The sequence below is a fragment of the Paenibacillus sp. IHB B 3084 genome, assembly GCF_001447315.1.
GTDB lineage: Bacteria > Bacillota > Bacilli > Paenibacillales > Paenibacillaceae > Paenibacillus.
Map to the genome: position 1 here is coordinate 1,512,427 of NZ_CP013203.1, position 14,334 is coordinate 1,526,760.

Consider the following 14,334-nt stretch of genomic DNA (forward strand, 5'->3'; position numbering starts at 1 on the left):
GAGTATGATCGTTTCCAGCTCATGGCCGCTTCTAGTTATAATCCTCCCAGTAGCGGTACTCCATTTCATTCTCACCCTTGGTGACGATGATCATGTTTTCGATATGTCCAGTTTCTTTGTTGGTTCGGTAGATCATGGTGCGGGTTTCGCCCTCATCGGGAACGGAGAATAGTACCTTGTCACTGATCATACCACCGCCAATGCCGACGACGTGCTCTCCCCAGCCGGAGGCTGCACCTGAACCTGCTCCACCAACGCCAGTTCCGCGCGACAATATAAGACCTATGCCATATCCGGTGACGGTCTGGGCCGTTTTACCCAGAGCGTGCTCTCCGGCGGATTGGGTATGCTTTTGGACCCAGTAATCGTATTTGTCGGTATTTTGCTGGTAGCTGACGACGTTACCTTTTTTATCTATGGAAATATCCGTTTTTGTGCCATCCTTACCCGTCAGCTCGGTGACGGCGACGAGAGAATCAGACGTGATCTTGGACGTTTCTCCTGTATTGTAATCTGTACGGGTCACCGAGTCCTCATATTGCAGCCGCAGGACGTTCATCTGGTCGTGGATTTTCTGCATAACCTGCTTGTCTCCAATCGCCTCGGCATCTTTCAGTAATTTCTCATATTGATGGTATTTATCGGCGTCGGCCCGATCCCAGTCATCTATGTTTTTAGAAGGCTTGGAGGCATCTCCAGCTTGTTTCCCGGCTTCTCCACCGCCCGCCGACGCTGCACTAGCGCTCATAGCCGCCGCTAATGCAGTCCAGAAGCCACGCGGGTTGTCATCCGTACTTCTAAACTTCGAAGCAATGCTTTTCAGCTCAATTTCAATGGATTGAACCTTGTTTAACACGGAAGAAAGCGTATATTTAGCCGTCCGATAGTCGTTATAAAAGCGATTTCTCTCCATACCGTCCCACTGGCTGTGAAGGTTGTTCATTGTGTTATCCAGGCCGTTTAACTGGTTATACAGTGTTCCGTGGGCATTGGCAAATTGGGAGGCCACGCTATCCAACTGCTCCGGTGTGACTTGGATTTTCGTCATGATGATCACATCCCGTCTATGAAAATAGGAGATAGGCATTATATTTTACAGTAATCCTTATTTCATATTGTAAGCTATAGAAGTCAGACATTCATGAGGATTTATACGTATTTGTGTATTCAGAAGCAGTTCCTTTGATATAATGAATCCATATGAGTTAATTTCGACAATACATTATTGAAAGTCAGGTGTAAGAACATGTCAGACAAAAAAATTATCTTTTTCGATATCGACGGTACATTACTGGACGATGACAAAAAAATGCCACTTACGGCTGAAAAGGCCGTCTTTGCTTTGAAAGAGCAGGGCCATGAGGTAGCTATTGCCACAGGACGCGCACCTTTTATGTTCAAGGAAATCCGTGAGCAGCTTGAAATTGATTCTTATGTCAGCTTTAATGGGCAATATGTCGTGCTTCGTGGGGAAGTGGTTGCTACAAATCCGCTGAACAGAGAAGCTTTGCAATCCATGACTGATCTGGCCCTCACACATAATCATGCGATCGTATATATGGATCATGCCAATATGAAGGCTAATATTCCTAACGATGAGCTTGTAGAAAAATCGGTTCAAACGTTTAAGGCCAAACTTTCGGTTGGATACGATCCGCTTTATTTCCAGGGAAGAGATATTTATCAGACGCTGTTGATGTGTACGGTAGAAGAAGAACCCTTCTATGAAGCGGTATTCAAAGCTTTTGACTTTGTACGCTGGCATCCGAGTTCTGTGGACGTTGTTCCTCACGCTGGCTCCAAAGCAAAGGGCATCCGCGAAATTACGTCCAGACTGGGCATTGCCGATGAAAATCAATACGCTTTTGGCGACGGTTTGAACGATGTGGAAATGCTGACGGCTGTACATAATAGTGTCGCAATGGGTAACGGTTGTGATGAAGCCAAAGCGGCAGCTAAAATGGTCACAAAACGCGCAGATGAAGACGGCATTTTGTACGGGCTGCAAAAGCTTGGTTTGTTAAGCTAACAGGATTGCTGACTGACTGGGCAATGTTTCGGGAAAAATAAGGTCTGTTTAAAGACTTACATCCGAGAAAATAGGAGGTTGTCGTTGGATATGGAGACGGAAGGCTTACGCAATGTCGAACAGCTAGCCATGAAGAAGTACAAAATTTACAAGCAAAGCCTGCTCCGGTATTTGGCGCGTTCCATGCTGGCGAGTATGTTCATCGGGTTCGGTGTTATTGTAGCGTTCAAGACGGGCAACTTTTTTTACATGGAGCATTCTCCATTCACTTATCCCATGGCGGCGCTAACGTTCGGGGCGGCTATCATTCTGATCGCTTACGGCGGCGGGGATTTGTTTACAGGCAACACCTTTTATTACACCTATGCTGCGCTCCGTAAAAAGCTGCGCTGGGGACAGGTGCTTCGGCTGTGGGCTGCCAGCTATGGCGGTAATTTGCTGGGTGCGGGGGTATTCGCGCTCCTTATTTACTTAACCGGGCTGTTTGACTCCTCCAGCGTGAACAGCTTTCTACTGAACGTGGTGGAGCATAAAATGGAAGCGCCTGCAATGCAGCTGTTCTTCCGGGCTATTTTATGTAACTGGCTGGTCTGCCTTGCCTTCTTCGTGCCCATGTTTATGAAGGAAAATGGCGCGAAAATGTTTGCCATGATGCTGTTCGTGTTCTGCTTTTTCATTTCGGGATATGAGCATAGCGTGGCTAATATGTGTACTTTCGCCATTGCCCTCGTGCTGGACCATCCGGGTACAGTCTCTGTCGCTGGTGTGATCCATAATCTCGTTCCGGTTACGCTCGGGAATCTGGTTGGCGGTGTGCTGCTGATGGGAGTCATGTACTATTCGGTGAATCTCCCGTTTTTGGACGAGGAGGAGCATTAAAAAAGAAGCCGTGGGATTTAAGTATTCCACGGCTTCTTTGCGTTATTATTAATTAGAACATTTTTAATTTAGAGTATGCAGCGTCTACAGGTGTTTACTTGTCTGTTATCCTTCTTGAGCAGGAAAATGAATAAATTCCTCCAGCTCCTTGAACAGTTTTTTGGGATTGACGGTGTCGGGCACCACCAGAGTCAGCGGTTCATCCAGCTTTAGCACATACATGCCCAAAATGGATTTGGCATCTGCCATGCCGCTTTTGCCATGAATCCAAATGTCATAGGTATAATTCGAAACGATTTGATTGATTTTTTCAATATCCTTAACGTCTTTTACCTTGATGGGTGTCATCATTGCGCAGCACTCCCCTGCCTTGAATTGGGACTTACGAAACAAGTCTTAACTTCACTTTACCCCATATGAAGCATGTTGCAAAATCTTAATTTAAAAAATGACATGCGGTGCGGAGCTGATTTTCCAGTAGCTGCCGACCTTTTCAAAATTTACGGTGATTTTCTCGTTCGCCTGCTTGGTTCCTGCCGGATAAGGCACGGTCAGCAGATAGCTGCGCTTAACCGGGGTCATCGTCACCATTTTCGCTGTAGCCCGGTTGAACTCTAGCAGGTTACCACCATCTGCGTCCAGCTGAGCCAGTTTTCCGTTAATTTCAGCGAAAAATTTTCCAACAAATTGCTCACTGGCCTGCTTGGTGTATGCCTGCGTCAGATAGCTGATCAGCTTGGTCTTAGTGCCGATGTCCTCGGACAGATAGCGGTAGCTTTTGCCGTTCCACTGGAACGATCGGCCCACGGTGCTACCACCGCTGATCGCGTACAGATAACGCGACTGCGCCTCCAGCACGAGCGGAATGGCGCTCTCGTGATTCAACTTGTCCAGCTGCGTTGGTTTCACGCTGGTAGCAGCGGCTGCTGCTGGCCCCGAAGTGGACGGCTGCTGTGGCTTGGACGGCTTCGCAGTCGACGGTGCGGACGGAGCAGCCGCTGGCGCTACCGACGCGGATGGACGCGGTGCTGGTGCAGACGGAGCTGCTGGTGTAGCGGCTTTGGCGGAATCCGCAACTGTGGCCGGGGCCGATGCTGCTGGAACCGACGGCGCTTGTGCCGGGGCTGGCGTCGTAACAGACGCAGATGCTGCTGGTGCTGGCACCTTGGCTGGGGCGGATACTGCCGGACTGGCAATGCCCGGTTGCGTCGCTTCCGCTGGAGCGGTCACGGCGGGAGCGGCGGCGGCGGCCTGTGCTACGCTCATAAGCGTAGCTGCGATGCACAGCGCGGATAGCTTCGTATTTATTTTCATACCTGTTTTCATCATTCGATGCACCTCCATAATCATATACCTGCATAAACTGCACACGTTTCTATTATAAGAATTCCGCACCACAATTGGGTTGCTAAATTGTTTCTATTTGGCTTTATTTGTTCATTCTGCACGAAGTTTGTCCGTATTTGCCGGGTGCGTTTCTTCTGACTGCTTCACTCGCTTTGCCTCCACCTCTTCCAGGGATTGTGACAGTTGCTTAACAGACTGGTCAAGCTGCTCCAATCTGCGGCTAAGGGTGACAAGGATATATTTTAACAGAATCAGACTTAATGCAGCAGGGAATCCGACATTGGTTACGAGCGCAATCATACCTTCCGTCGTTAGAGAAGTCACATATCCCGCCTCCTTTTTCATGCGTGGATTTCACTGATAAGAACTAATGTTCCCATTTTTATGAAAATCATACGTTGTCTTCTTTGTTGGAATGACAAAAAGAGCTCCGATCAACCCGGAACCCTTTCCGTTTTTGTTCATTCGCGTTTCATTTCGACCTGCAAATTGACCTGCAAATCAAGGGGTGTATATATTCGGCTGCGCGGGCTTGGACATCCCTTCTCCCAGATAAAACCCAGTGTGTGGAGGCTGGTTATAGGCCACGTTCTGCCACGCTACACTCAGGCGATACAACGGATCATGCATAAGTGTATAAAAACGATACTCTGACTCATATGGTGTTGTGTAGATACGCAGCGCCGAATTGTCGCTTTTGCGCCAAATCACTTCCTCGCGCCAGTCTCCGAACAGATCGGCCTGCAAGGACGGAGTTCCTTTCGTTCCGTTATTGGAGCTGGTGCCCGTCGCCGTAAGCAAATTGGAAGTGGTTGAGTTGGTATAGTTCCACTTGTCAATTTTGCCAGCACTAGACGAGGTATGGTCCAGCAGCTCACGCAGCAAATCGCCATCCCACCAGATTCCAAAATTAATGGAGGATGGTAGCGTATTCGTGATAAGCTCTCCTTTGGCAGAACGTACGCCGATGCCCGGTGCCCATTGTTCGTTGCCCTTGGTACGAGGGTCAATGTCTGCCGACATACCTCTTCCGGTATCCTTGCCTGTATTTACGCCCCATAAAATGTTTCCATTACGCGGGTCATACATGGCAGCGCCGTAGGTCGCGTTTTTGTCCTCGTTTACCTTAAACACTTCATAGCCTGAACGGTCCGGGTCCAAATCTCCAACATGAAGTGCATCCCCGTGTCCCATGCCCGTGTTAGCCAGCTTCGCTCCGTTATCGTCCACCACCAGCGAACCGTACACAATTTCATCCTTATCGTCTCCATCCACATCCGCCACACTCAAGCTATGGTTGCCCTGTCCAGCGGTTCCGGCATTGGTGGAGCTATTGCTATCAAAGGTCCAGCGTCGATTCAGGTTACCATTACGCCAATCGTACGCGACCAGAACCGTCCGGGTGTAATAACCCCGTGCCATCACAATGCTGGGCCGCACGCCATCCAGATAAGCAACTCCGGCGAGAAAACGATCCACCCGGTTGCCATAATTATCTCCCCAGCTGGATACCGTTCCCCGTGGCGGCACATAGTCAATCGTGCTAAGTGCTTTGCCCGTATCGCCCGAGAACACGGTCAAAAATTCAGGCCCGTCCAAAATATAGCCACTGGCATTGCGGTAATCCGCCGAGGCGTTGCCGATGGTCACCCCTGTGCCATCTTTAGTGCCGTCTGCTGTTTTGCATACGATTTCTGCTTTGCCGTCTCCGTCAAAATCATAGACGAGAAATTGCGTGTAGTGCGCTCCAGCCCGAATGTTCCGGCCCAGGTCGATTCGCCATTTGCGTGTTCCATCCAGCTTGTAGCCGTCCAAAAATACATTTCCCGTGTAGCCGGATTGTGAATTGTCCTTGGCATTGGAAGGGTCCCATTTTAACACAATCTCATACTCGCCATCCCCATCCAGGTCACCTACACTGGCGTCATTGGCATTGTACGTGTAGCTGACATTATCCGGGGTTGTACCGCCTGCAGGCTGCTGGATGGGAACATCCAGATAGTTGTTGCTCCATACCTTTACCGCTGGAGAAGCAGCCTGTTCTGCTCCATTCACTACGGCACGAACCGTGTACGAAGATGAGGTTGCGCCTGCCTTGTCCAGAAAGTTGGTTTTCGACGTAATCGGCGTATCATTGACCTTGCTTGTCCCTCTGTACAGATTGAAGCTGACCGAATCCGATTCCGTGCCCAGCAAGCGCCAGCTCACCAATACACCCTCTGGCACCTTGACCGCGACAGCTCCCCGGTTCAGCTTTTCCATTTGCCTCGTGGAGGCAGCAGAGATCTGGCTATCCATCGGGGTGACTGTTCCACACAAAATGACACCGAGACAGAGCAACGCGGTATACCGAAATCTTTTTTTCATCTAAATCCTTAACTCCTTTCATAATTTGTTTTTTCAATAAATTTATTTTATCTGACTGATAAATTATTGTTGTTTAAATTTTATGATAGCGCTTACATAAAAGTAAAGGGACGAACACGCCCTTTTTGTTCAAAAATCCGAGCTAATGCTTTAAAAATCAGAGGTCCATGAATAGTCGTTCTTCATCGGCTATGCTTTGGATATCCTCAGAGCTAATGCTGATATATTGATAGCCTTCTGCCTGTTGTTTTTTTAATGCCAGTTCTTTCATAAAACGTGGGCTGCCCTCCCCGGCATCCTCGTCATAAACGAGCAATAAACCATCGGTTTTGCGGAAAAGCAGTTCATCCCGTGCCTTGAGTTGCCATATTCCCTGATAAGGCTGGCGGCTGACGACTCCTACATAGTCAACTCCCTTACAGATCTGCTGAAAATACTCCTTTTTGTCCTCTTTCCATTTTTCCTCCATATTTTGATAAGCCACCATAATGGAGCATTTCAAGTGAGGATATTGCTGCTTCAGTGAAATTGCCACTTCACAGGCCCACAGATCCACCCCGTACTGACCAGGAGTAATAATCCACTCCAGTCCTTCTTCAATCAGGGGAATGAGCCTGCCTGTGATCGCCTTTTTGATATATGGAATGCCTTCGTGCTTTTGGTTGAAAATATTCAATTCATGAGCGCGGTAGCCCGAAACGAGCAAGTTTTTCATCATCTCAACGTCCTTCTCGAATGATCATAATGGTTATTGTACCACTTACAAGGAGGCCACTACATAACTTAGTTCTTTGGAGAGCTAAGTGAATACGTCCAAAAAGACGAACTTCGCTCCATGTTTGGTGGATGAGGTTCGTCTTTTGGGATTCGCTACTGGTTTCGGGTTCATGCTTCTTTATGAATAATGCGTTTGGTAAATTTGTTCTCCTGATATTTTTGAAATTGGGCAAGATTATTCTTCTCCATTAAAACTAATCCATATTTGGGTATTATTACCAACTTATTAAAAACGGATTTCATACTCGCAATAGTCGTCTCCGTTTACATTACATACTTCCCCTAGCCACCCATTACTCTTCAAGTAGACGACTTGACACGCACATCTTTAATTCTAATGTTGCTGCTGAATAGGCCCGCATCGCTGCTCAATTTAAACGACGGATAATTAGGGTCTGCCTCAAGCCTCATTCTGCTGTCGAATTGCTGCTCCTGCTGCCGGTCTACAAAAAAAGAATAGGGCTCGGACTGAATGACTATATCGGTAGCATCGGGCGCAGTGACCACCAAGATGACAATTACGCCGTTACATCCACAGCCCTCTGTGTCATAAAACAACTTAAATACTCCCGGTCGTGCTAAAAGTGCGCTTGCTAATCGTTCAACTGACAAGGAGTCCAACTGTAATTGTATATCCATGAGGCTATTCTTCTCCTTTATGCATGAATACTTGGAACCGTGATTCCAAAAGAGCGAAATTTAAACGATGTATATATATACATTATAGTTAAGCTTATCATTGTACTTGTGTGACTGCACTCACTTTTTGAACGATGGAGTGATGGTCGGCCGAACCATTTCAGAACAATACTAAAATTTTATCTTTTCGCGGCTTGAACTTTGAAACACACAAAAACGAGTACCCAGCCGTATAGGCTGAGCGCTCTAAATCTACTGTAAGCATTCAGAAGAATGGCCTTTTTATGAAGCCGAAGAGTTCCATTGAAAGGTAGCTGCCGATTTGGCCGGAAGCTTGCAAGTGAAGACTTTGCTTCCTTGCCGAACCTTGAAAGTCCGCTCGTCCGCTCCCGTATTAGCAGCAATCAGGACAAGGGTACCGTCGGGGTTACGGTAGGCGACCGTTTCAATACTTCCGCTGTACTGCGTGGAATCAATACGTACCGCACCCGGGCGGACAAATTTGCTGGCATGTCCAATCGCATAGTATTCCACATTTTTCGTAATGGCACCGCTCAACGGATCAATGGTAACCACGCCGCGACAGTTGGTACAGCCACCATTTGTCGGGCCGCCGGATGGATCCAGCGCCACGTTCCAGAAGAGGACATTTTGCGACCAGTTGCGAGGTGCGCCGATGATCAGCTTGGACATATCCCAGCTCAAATTATCTCCAAAATCCGGACTCCACTGCCCCCCGCTGCATTCTGTCATGTAAACGGCCTTATTCGGAAAGGCATTATGCACGTCTGTCATCGCTGTGGGCTCTCCTTTGTAGCAGTGAAAGGCCGTGCCATGCGTATAGCTTCGGGCTTGCTCATCTCCCATCACCATGCGGGCATAGTCACTCCCGGTATCCCAGTTATGGTCAAAAGCAATAATCTGGGTAGACAATTTGTTCCGACTTAAGGCAGGACCCAGATATTGCTTAATAAAATTTGCCTGCTCGGCTGCCCCCATACTCATGCTGGGATACTTGGACGTGGTGAACTCCGGCTCATTTTGAATGGAAATCGCCTGAATCGGAATGCCTTCGTTCGCATAAGCCCGAATATAACGTACAAAATAGTCAGCATACGCGGAATAGACGCGCGGATCGTTATAGTCCAAATACCAGCCATTGTAGGTCTGCTCCCCATATTTCATCCAAGGCGGCGCAGTCCACGGGGTTCCCATAATCCGAAGGTCAGAATTTCTTCGTACGATCTGCTTTAGCACATCCGTCACGTCCCGATCCTTGGCAATGGAAAAGTGGTTCAGATCATAGTCCTTGCCTGATGCCACATCGTCATAGGTATAGCTGCTGGGCTGTCCCTGTTCATCCACCGAATAATCGGATGCCCCGATGGTGTGGCGAATATAGCTCAATTGAATACCGCTCGCGGTAAACAAATCGTTGAGTAACTGGTCACGCTGATCCGGAGACATGCCGTGAATCATCAGATAAGCGGACGAGCCGGATACCGCTGCGCCGAACCCCTCCATCGTCTGGTAACGAATATCTGGCTTCACCTCAACCGTCAGTACGTTCGAGTTCGCTGTGTTGCCTTTAGCATTATCGTTACTCCAATGTATCGGAGCTTGCTGGGTCAAGCGATTCGCCGGGTCCGGTGACGTCAGCCACATGCTGACGTCACTTTCTGCTTTCGGCTCAGGGTTATTCCGTATAGCAATACTGACCAGAATAGCACAGACCAAAATCGCAGTTGCAGCTACGAGCAGCCACATGTTGGAACGTCGTTGCTTTTGGGGTTTATTCATCGTCCTCAGCCTTCCTTCTATTTCAGCTTTCACTTGGAATCCCCTTGCATACCTAGCGCAAAAGAGAGCCGGTGCATATGCCCGCGCTCTCTTGAATATAACCATTTTAGAACAAATGTAACAGGGTTACTTCGCTGTCTTTCCTGTAGATGCTGCCGGAATGGTAACACTTCCTGTCAGACGGATATCCTGAGAGGAGCTACCTGCATAAATGGGTACTTCACCCGATGGCATAACCCATGCTTTAGATTTCTCGTCCCAGTAGGAGAAGGCTTTCGGGTCCAGCTCCACGCGGATATTTTTCTCTTGGCCCGGCTTCAACTCGACCTTGGACCAGCCTGCCAATTGCCGCGATGGAGTTTCTACATTCGCCGGAAGCTTACCGCTGTATACCTGTACAACCTCTGCTCCAGCTACTTTTCCGGTATTTTTCAATTTCAGCGAGACCTCGACGGAATTCGTACGATTGGATTTCTTTCCGCTTGCGTGCTGTTTTGTTTTCAGATCGCTATAGCCAAACGTCGTATAGGATAAGCCGTATCCGAAGGAAAATGCGGGTTGAATTCCCGATTTCTCATATCCCCGGTAGCCTACAAAAATGCCATCCGAATAGTCACCTATTCCGTTCACACCCGGGAATTTTTCCGGTGAGGATACCGGCGTGGACTGCTCGTTAACCGGGAAGGTTACGGGCAGCTTGCCGGAAGGATTCACATCCCCGAACAGAACGCGTGCTATGGCATTCCCCTGCTCTTGACCAGCAAACCATGCTTGTACGATGGCGGGAACTTTATTCTGCCAAGTGTCCATTTGTACAGCTCTGCCGCTCATTTGCACAACAATGGTTTTCGGGTTTGCCGCGGCAACCGCACGGATCAGCCGATCCTGATTGTTCGGCAGTTCCATATCGGAACGCTCAACATAACCTTCGCTCTCATAAGTACGTGTGACGATAATCGCAACATCCGACTTTTTCGCCAGCTTCACAGCATTGTCAATCAGCTTGTCTGACGTATCTGCCGGAGGTTCCCAGCCCAAACGAACCATCCCACCGGAATCACGGCCATTTGTCGGATAATCGGCACGATATTCGATCCGCACCTTGTGCTTTTCACCTGCTTTGAGCGAGATGTTTTTCTTCGTGGTACCCAGCTTCGTGCCCTGATTATCCACAAATAGCTTGTCATCGAGATATAGCTTGCTTGATCCCAAACTGGTTAAAGATAATGCATAATCGCCATCCTTAGGTGCTGCAATTGCTCCCGTCCAGCGCGCCGATATCAAGCCGTTAAGTGTCGTTGGCGTATTTGGAACTTTAGGGGACTTCGCATTAAAGCCCTGATAATTATAAAATCCAAGGTTCATGTTGACCTGACCATCATTACGCACAAGAACCGGACTGCCCTCCATTTTGTTGTTCTTCCAGTATTCGCCCCGCAGTCCCTGCTCGTCATCTCCATAAGTGGCATACCCAACGCTGATATCCTCTTTTTTGTCGGATGTGGTCAGCAATGAGGATGGTACAGCCGATGGGCCCGGCATAATGTCTCCTGCAGAAATCGGGTCCGTACCCGGTGCATATTGGACGGTAACCCCTTTGCCGACACGATTGCGGATTCCCTCTAACGGACTTACAGTATACGTTGGGTTCACCAACGAACTGCCTCCGCCTGCTACAGTGCCATTATCTGCATCGGGACCGATAACAGCAATGGATTTGAGCTTATCCTTGGAAATTGGCAAAGTATTATTTTTATTTTGCAGCAGCACCATGCTCTCCTCAGCCAATTGGCGGGCTGTCTTGCCATGGTCACGGGCATCAATCTGCTTATTTTTAACCAGATGATCAAACAACCCTTTACTGAACATTTGCACCAAAATACGCCCAGCCTTATCATCAACTGTTTTCTCACTTACCTTGCCGTTCTTGACAGCAGTCAGCAGTTGATCTCCCCATTTACCAAAAGGTGTACCCGGTGTTTCAAGGTCCAAGCCCGCATTAGCGGACTCTACTGTACTCAGGTTCGCGCCGTAATCGCTCATTATGAAACCTTTGAATTGAAGCTCCTTCTTCAAGAGGTCCGTCAAGAGGGTCTTATTCTCACAAGCAGGCTCGCCGTTGACCTTGTTAAAAGAGCACATCGCCCCTCCCAAATCAGCCTTGGCAATAACCTCCTGAAACGGACGTATGTAAATTTCATGCAGCGCACGGTCACTAACTTTGACGTTCGTCGTGAAGCGCTCTGTCTCCTGATTATTCATAAGATAATGCTTGGCTGTGGCCAACACAGGATGGCTTTGTACACCTTTGACATAAGCGGTCGCCATTTGCGATTGCAGCAGCGGGTCCTCACCCATAGATTCAAAGTTCCGCGATCCCCATGGAATGCGGGCAATATCCATTCCCGGTCCGAGCACGACATTATGAGTCGTATTAAAAGCCTCGTCTCCGATCAGATCACCGTACTGTTTGGCAGCTTTGGTATCCCATGTTGCAGCTAACGCAATTGGAGCTGGCAGTGCAGTAGATTGCTTGTTCTGAACGTCCGGATTGGCGATACGCACCCCGCCAGGACCATCTGCCATCGTCAGCGCCGGAATACCCAAACGCTCAATCGGATCATTGTAAAATCCATAATAATTGTTGACCTTGCCAGTCACCAAATCTATTTTTTCTTCTAGCGTCATTTCCTTCAACAACAGCGTCGTTCGTTCTTCAGCCGAAAGGGACGTATTCATCCAGGGCCGGTCTGTCCGGCTTCCTGCCGCTCCTGCAATATTCATCGGACCGATCACAACAGCCGCAATGACGGTCATCATCATCATACGAAACAACCATGTTGATTTCACTTTCACGTTTGTAATTCCTCCTTGATGTTAGGTCATGAGATGAATGCCAATTCAACTCTCATAGGCTTGCAAAGGCTCTTGATCCTGCGAGCTCCGACAAGAATCAAAATCCACGGGATAAGCAAGCAAGTCAGCAAAAGCCGCACTGGCTCAAGTGACATGTACAACACCCTACCGTACATTTCTGAAAATTTCATTGAAAAATTCTGGAAACCACTCCCTAGGACCATCATTTATTTTCATAGAAAGAGAGCGTTAACAATTCAGTTAACTGACGATATAATTACATTTTTGTCACTTTTATATGACGATTTTTTAACTAATTTAAATCACAAAAAATGATTCATATGACCCACTCATTCAAGTGCTCATATGAAGAACTCTAATCTGCGACCAAAGTTGTTATTGAGCCAATTTATGGGGATTGCATTAATTCCAAACGGTGTACACAAAAAAGTCCAAAGAGCTTCAAAAGCTCTCTGGACTTTAAGTAGTTTATTCTTTATTCAATTCTTAATTCAATTACTCAAAAGGATACCGAAGCCCCCACTGTGCGCGAATCTGATCCATCAGCTTCATAATACCCAGTGATTCATCCAAAGATATCGTGGTACTTTCGAGCAAGCCTTCATTCAGGCAACGCCCCACTTCTTCTGCTTCAAAGGCATACCCTGTGGAAGCTCTGTCATCCTGAAAGGTTTGTGCCTCTTCGCCGTCCACATGTAAAGTAGCCGATGTGCTATTCAGGAAAGATGGGATACGGATATATCCCTTTGTGCCATGGATGTATGCCTCATTCGTCAGTCCGAGACGAACTGCCCCGTTAAGCATAGCCGTGCGCCCGTTTCCGTAATCCAGCAGGATGGAGAACGTCTCGTCAACGCCCGTTTCCCCGATATGAGCGGTACTCCATACATGCTTGGGTTCAGGACCAAACACCATCGAAGCAAAAGAAACCGGATAAATTCCCGTATCTAATAAAGCACCTCCGCCCAAATCGGGGTTCAGTAGCCGTCCCTCGGGATTCCAATCTACGCGAAAACCAAACTCCGCTTTAACCAGCTTCACCTCACCAATTCGTCCCGCATGTATCCACTCCCGTACTTGGCGAATCGTAGGCAAAAAGCGTGTCCACATCGCTTCCATCAGGAACAGCTTATGTTCACGCGCAAAGCCGATCAGTTCCTCCAGTTCCCCGCTATTCACAGTGAAAGGCTTCTCACACAGAACGGCTTTACCCGCCCGAAGAGCCGTCAGAACATTTTCTTTATGAAAAGGATGAGGAGTGCCTATGTATATAGCATCTACCTCGGGATCTTGAGCCAGTTCCTTGTAGCTTCCATAAGCGCGTGCAATTTGATGCTTAGCTGCAAATTCGGTAGCGCTTTCAATAGTGCGTGATCCAACAGCGTACCCTTCCCCGTTCGTAACATGCGCCAAATCCGCGGCGAATTGATCTGCAATCCATCCCGTGCCGACAATTCCCCATTTGATCTTCTTACTCATACTCGTGTCCCTCCCTGCAATATGGTCAACGTTGACTTACAACCTCCTTTATTCTAGCAAACGCCTGCCAGGAACAAAAGAATTATCTGACGCAAATGATGAAGCCCCGCCACACGGATCTGCATGGACGGGGCTTCACG

General features: G+C 48.2%; 12 protein-coding genes. 2 read left to right on the top strand and 10 right to left on the bottom strand.

Features of this window, described 5'->3' with window-relative positions; genetic code table 11:
- Nucleotides 1-31 precede the first annotated feature (31 nt).
- Nucleotides 32-1,048, bottom strand: a complete 1,017-nt coding sequence (locus tag ASL14_RS07070) for a WXG100 family type VII secretion target (RefSeq protein ID WP_134911029.1) — start codon at nt 1,046-1,048, stop codon at nt 32-34.
- A gap of 198 nt (nt 1,049-1,246) precedes the next feature.
- On the opposite strand from ASL14_RS07070, the gene ASL14_RS07075 reads away from it, so the two are divergent.
- Together ASL14_RS07075 and ASL14_RS07080 are read left to right on the top strand one after the other, a co-directional pair.
- Nucleotides 1,247-2,029, top strand: coding sequence for a Cof-type HAD-IIB family hydrolase (locus ASL14_RS07075; RefSeq protein ID WP_134911030.1), 783 nt, complete (start codon nt 1,247-1,249; stop codon nt 2,027-2,029).
- A gap of 90 nt (nt 2,030-2,119) precedes the next feature.
- On the top strand, nt 2,120-2,908 hold the full coding sequence (locus ASL14_RS07080; protein WP_013308962.1) for a formate/nitrite transporter family protein: 789 nt from the start codon (nt 2,120-2,122) through the stop codon (nt 2,906-2,908).
- Nucleotides 2,909-3,013: 105 nt separating this feature from the next.
- Here ASL14_RS07080 and ASL14_RS07085 read toward each other — a convergent pair whose 3' ends face one another.
- From ASL14_RS07085 to ASL14_RS07130, 9 genes are all read right to left on the bottom strand, one after another.
- On the bottom strand, nt 3,014-3,259 hold the full coding sequence (locus tag ASL14_RS07085) for an HPr family phosphocarrier protein (protein ID WP_014279995.1): 246 nt from the start codon (nt 3,257-3,259) through the stop codon (nt 3,014-3,016).
- Between the two features lie 90 nt (nt 3,260-3,349).
- On the bottom strand, nt 3,350-4,222 hold the full coding sequence (locus ASL14_RS07090; protein ID WP_134914437.1) for a DL-endopeptidase inhibitor IseA family protein: 873 nt from the start codon (nt 4,220-4,222) through the stop codon (nt 3,350-3,352).
- Between the two features lie 123 nt (nt 4,223-4,345).
- Nucleotides 4,346-4,579, bottom strand: coding sequence for a hypothetical protein (locus tag ASL14_RS07095; protein WP_134911031.1), 234 nt, complete (start codon nt 4,577-4,579; stop codon nt 4,346-4,348).
- 177 nt (nt 4,580-4,756) lie between these two features.
- Nucleotides 4,757-6,622 (bottom strand): rhamnogalacturonan lyase, encoded by a 1,866-nt coding sequence (locus tag ASL14_RS07100; RefSeq protein WP_189338239.1) that lies wholly within the window; start codon nt 6,620-6,622, stop codon nt 4,757-4,759.
- Nucleotides 6,623-6,779: 157 nt separating this feature from the next.
- Nucleotides 6,780-7,337 carry an SLOG family protein gene (locus ASL14_RS07105; RefSeq protein WP_134914441.1) on the bottom strand — a complete coding sequence of 186 codons (558 nt, stop codon included), beginning with the start codon at nt 7,335-7,337 and terminating at the stop codon, nt 6,780-6,782.
- A 362-nt stretch (nt 7,338-7,699) separates the two neighbouring features.
- Nucleotides 7,700-8,038, bottom strand: coding sequence for an iron-sulfur cluster biosynthesis family protein (locus ASL14_RS07115; RefSeq protein WP_134911032.1), 339 nt, complete (start codon nt 8,036-8,038; stop codon nt 7,700-7,702).
- 282 nt (nt 8,039-8,320) lie between these two features.
- Nucleotides 8,321-9,838 (bottom strand): glycoside hydrolase family 30 protein, encoded by a 1,518-nt coding sequence (locus tag ASL14_RS07120; RefSeq protein ID WP_134911033.1) that lies wholly within the window; start codon nt 9,836-9,838, stop codon nt 8,321-8,323.
- A 126-nt stretch (nt 9,839-9,964) separates the two neighbouring features.
- Nucleotides 9,965-12,694 carry a beta-glucosidase gene (locus ASL14_RS07125; RefSeq protein ID WP_134911034.1) on the bottom strand — a complete coding sequence of 910 codons (2,730 nt, stop codon included), beginning with the start codon at nt 12,692-12,694 and terminating at the stop codon, nt 9,965-9,967.
- A 516-nt stretch (nt 12,695-13,210) separates the two neighbouring features.
- A complete protein-coding gene (locus tag ASL14_RS07130; RefSeq protein WP_134911035.1) occupies nt 13,211-14,194 on the bottom strand; it encodes a Gfo/Idh/MocA family protein in 984 nt (327 codons plus the stop codon).
- Between the last annotated feature and the right edge of the window lie 140 nt (nt 14,195-14,334).

What these genes read in the sequence shown, in the direction of transcription:
- ASL14_RS07085 (WP_014279995.1), bottom strand. Translation starts at nt 3,259, where the DNA reads ATGATGACACCCATCAAGGTAAAAGACGTTAAGGATATTGAAAAAATC.
- ASL14_RS07130 (WP_134911035.1), bottom strand. Translation starts at nt 14,194, where the DNA reads ATGAGTAAGAAGATCAAATGGGGAATTGTCGGCACGGGATGGATTGCA.
- ASL14_RS07105 (WP_134914441.1), bottom strand. Translation starts at nt 7,337, where the DNA reads ATGAAAAACTTGCTCGTTTCGGGCTACCGCGCTCATGAATTGAATATT.
- ASL14_RS07070 (WP_134911029.1), bottom strand. Translation starts at nt 1,048, where the DNA reads ATGACGAAAATCCAAGTCACACCGGAGCAGTTGGATAGCGTGGCCTCC.
- ASL14_RS07080 (WP_013308962.1), top strand. Translation starts at nt 2,120, where the DNA reads ATGGAGACGGAAGGCTTACGCAATGTCGAACAGCTAGCCATGAAGAAG.
- ASL14_RS07120 (WP_134911033.1), bottom strand. Translation starts at nt 9,838, where the DNA reads ATGAATAAACCCCAAAAGCAACGACGTTCCAACATGTGGCTGCTCGTA.
- ASL14_RS07100 (WP_189338239.1), bottom strand. Translation starts at nt 6,622, where the DNA reads ATGAAAAAAAGATTTCGGTATACCGCGTTGCTCTGTCTCGGTGTCATT.
- ASL14_RS07090 (WP_134914437.1), bottom strand. Translation starts at nt 4,222, where the DNA reads ATGAAAATAAATACGAAGCTATCCGCGCTGTGCATCGCAGCTACGCTT.
- ASL14_RS07075 (WP_134911030.1), top strand. Translation starts at nt 1,247, where the DNA reads ATGTCAGACAAAAAAATTATCTTTTTCGATATCGACGGTACATTACTG.
- ASL14_RS07115 (WP_134911032.1), bottom strand. Translation starts at nt 8,038, where the DNA reads ATGGATATACAATTACAGTTGGACTCCTTGTCAGTTGAACGATTAGCA.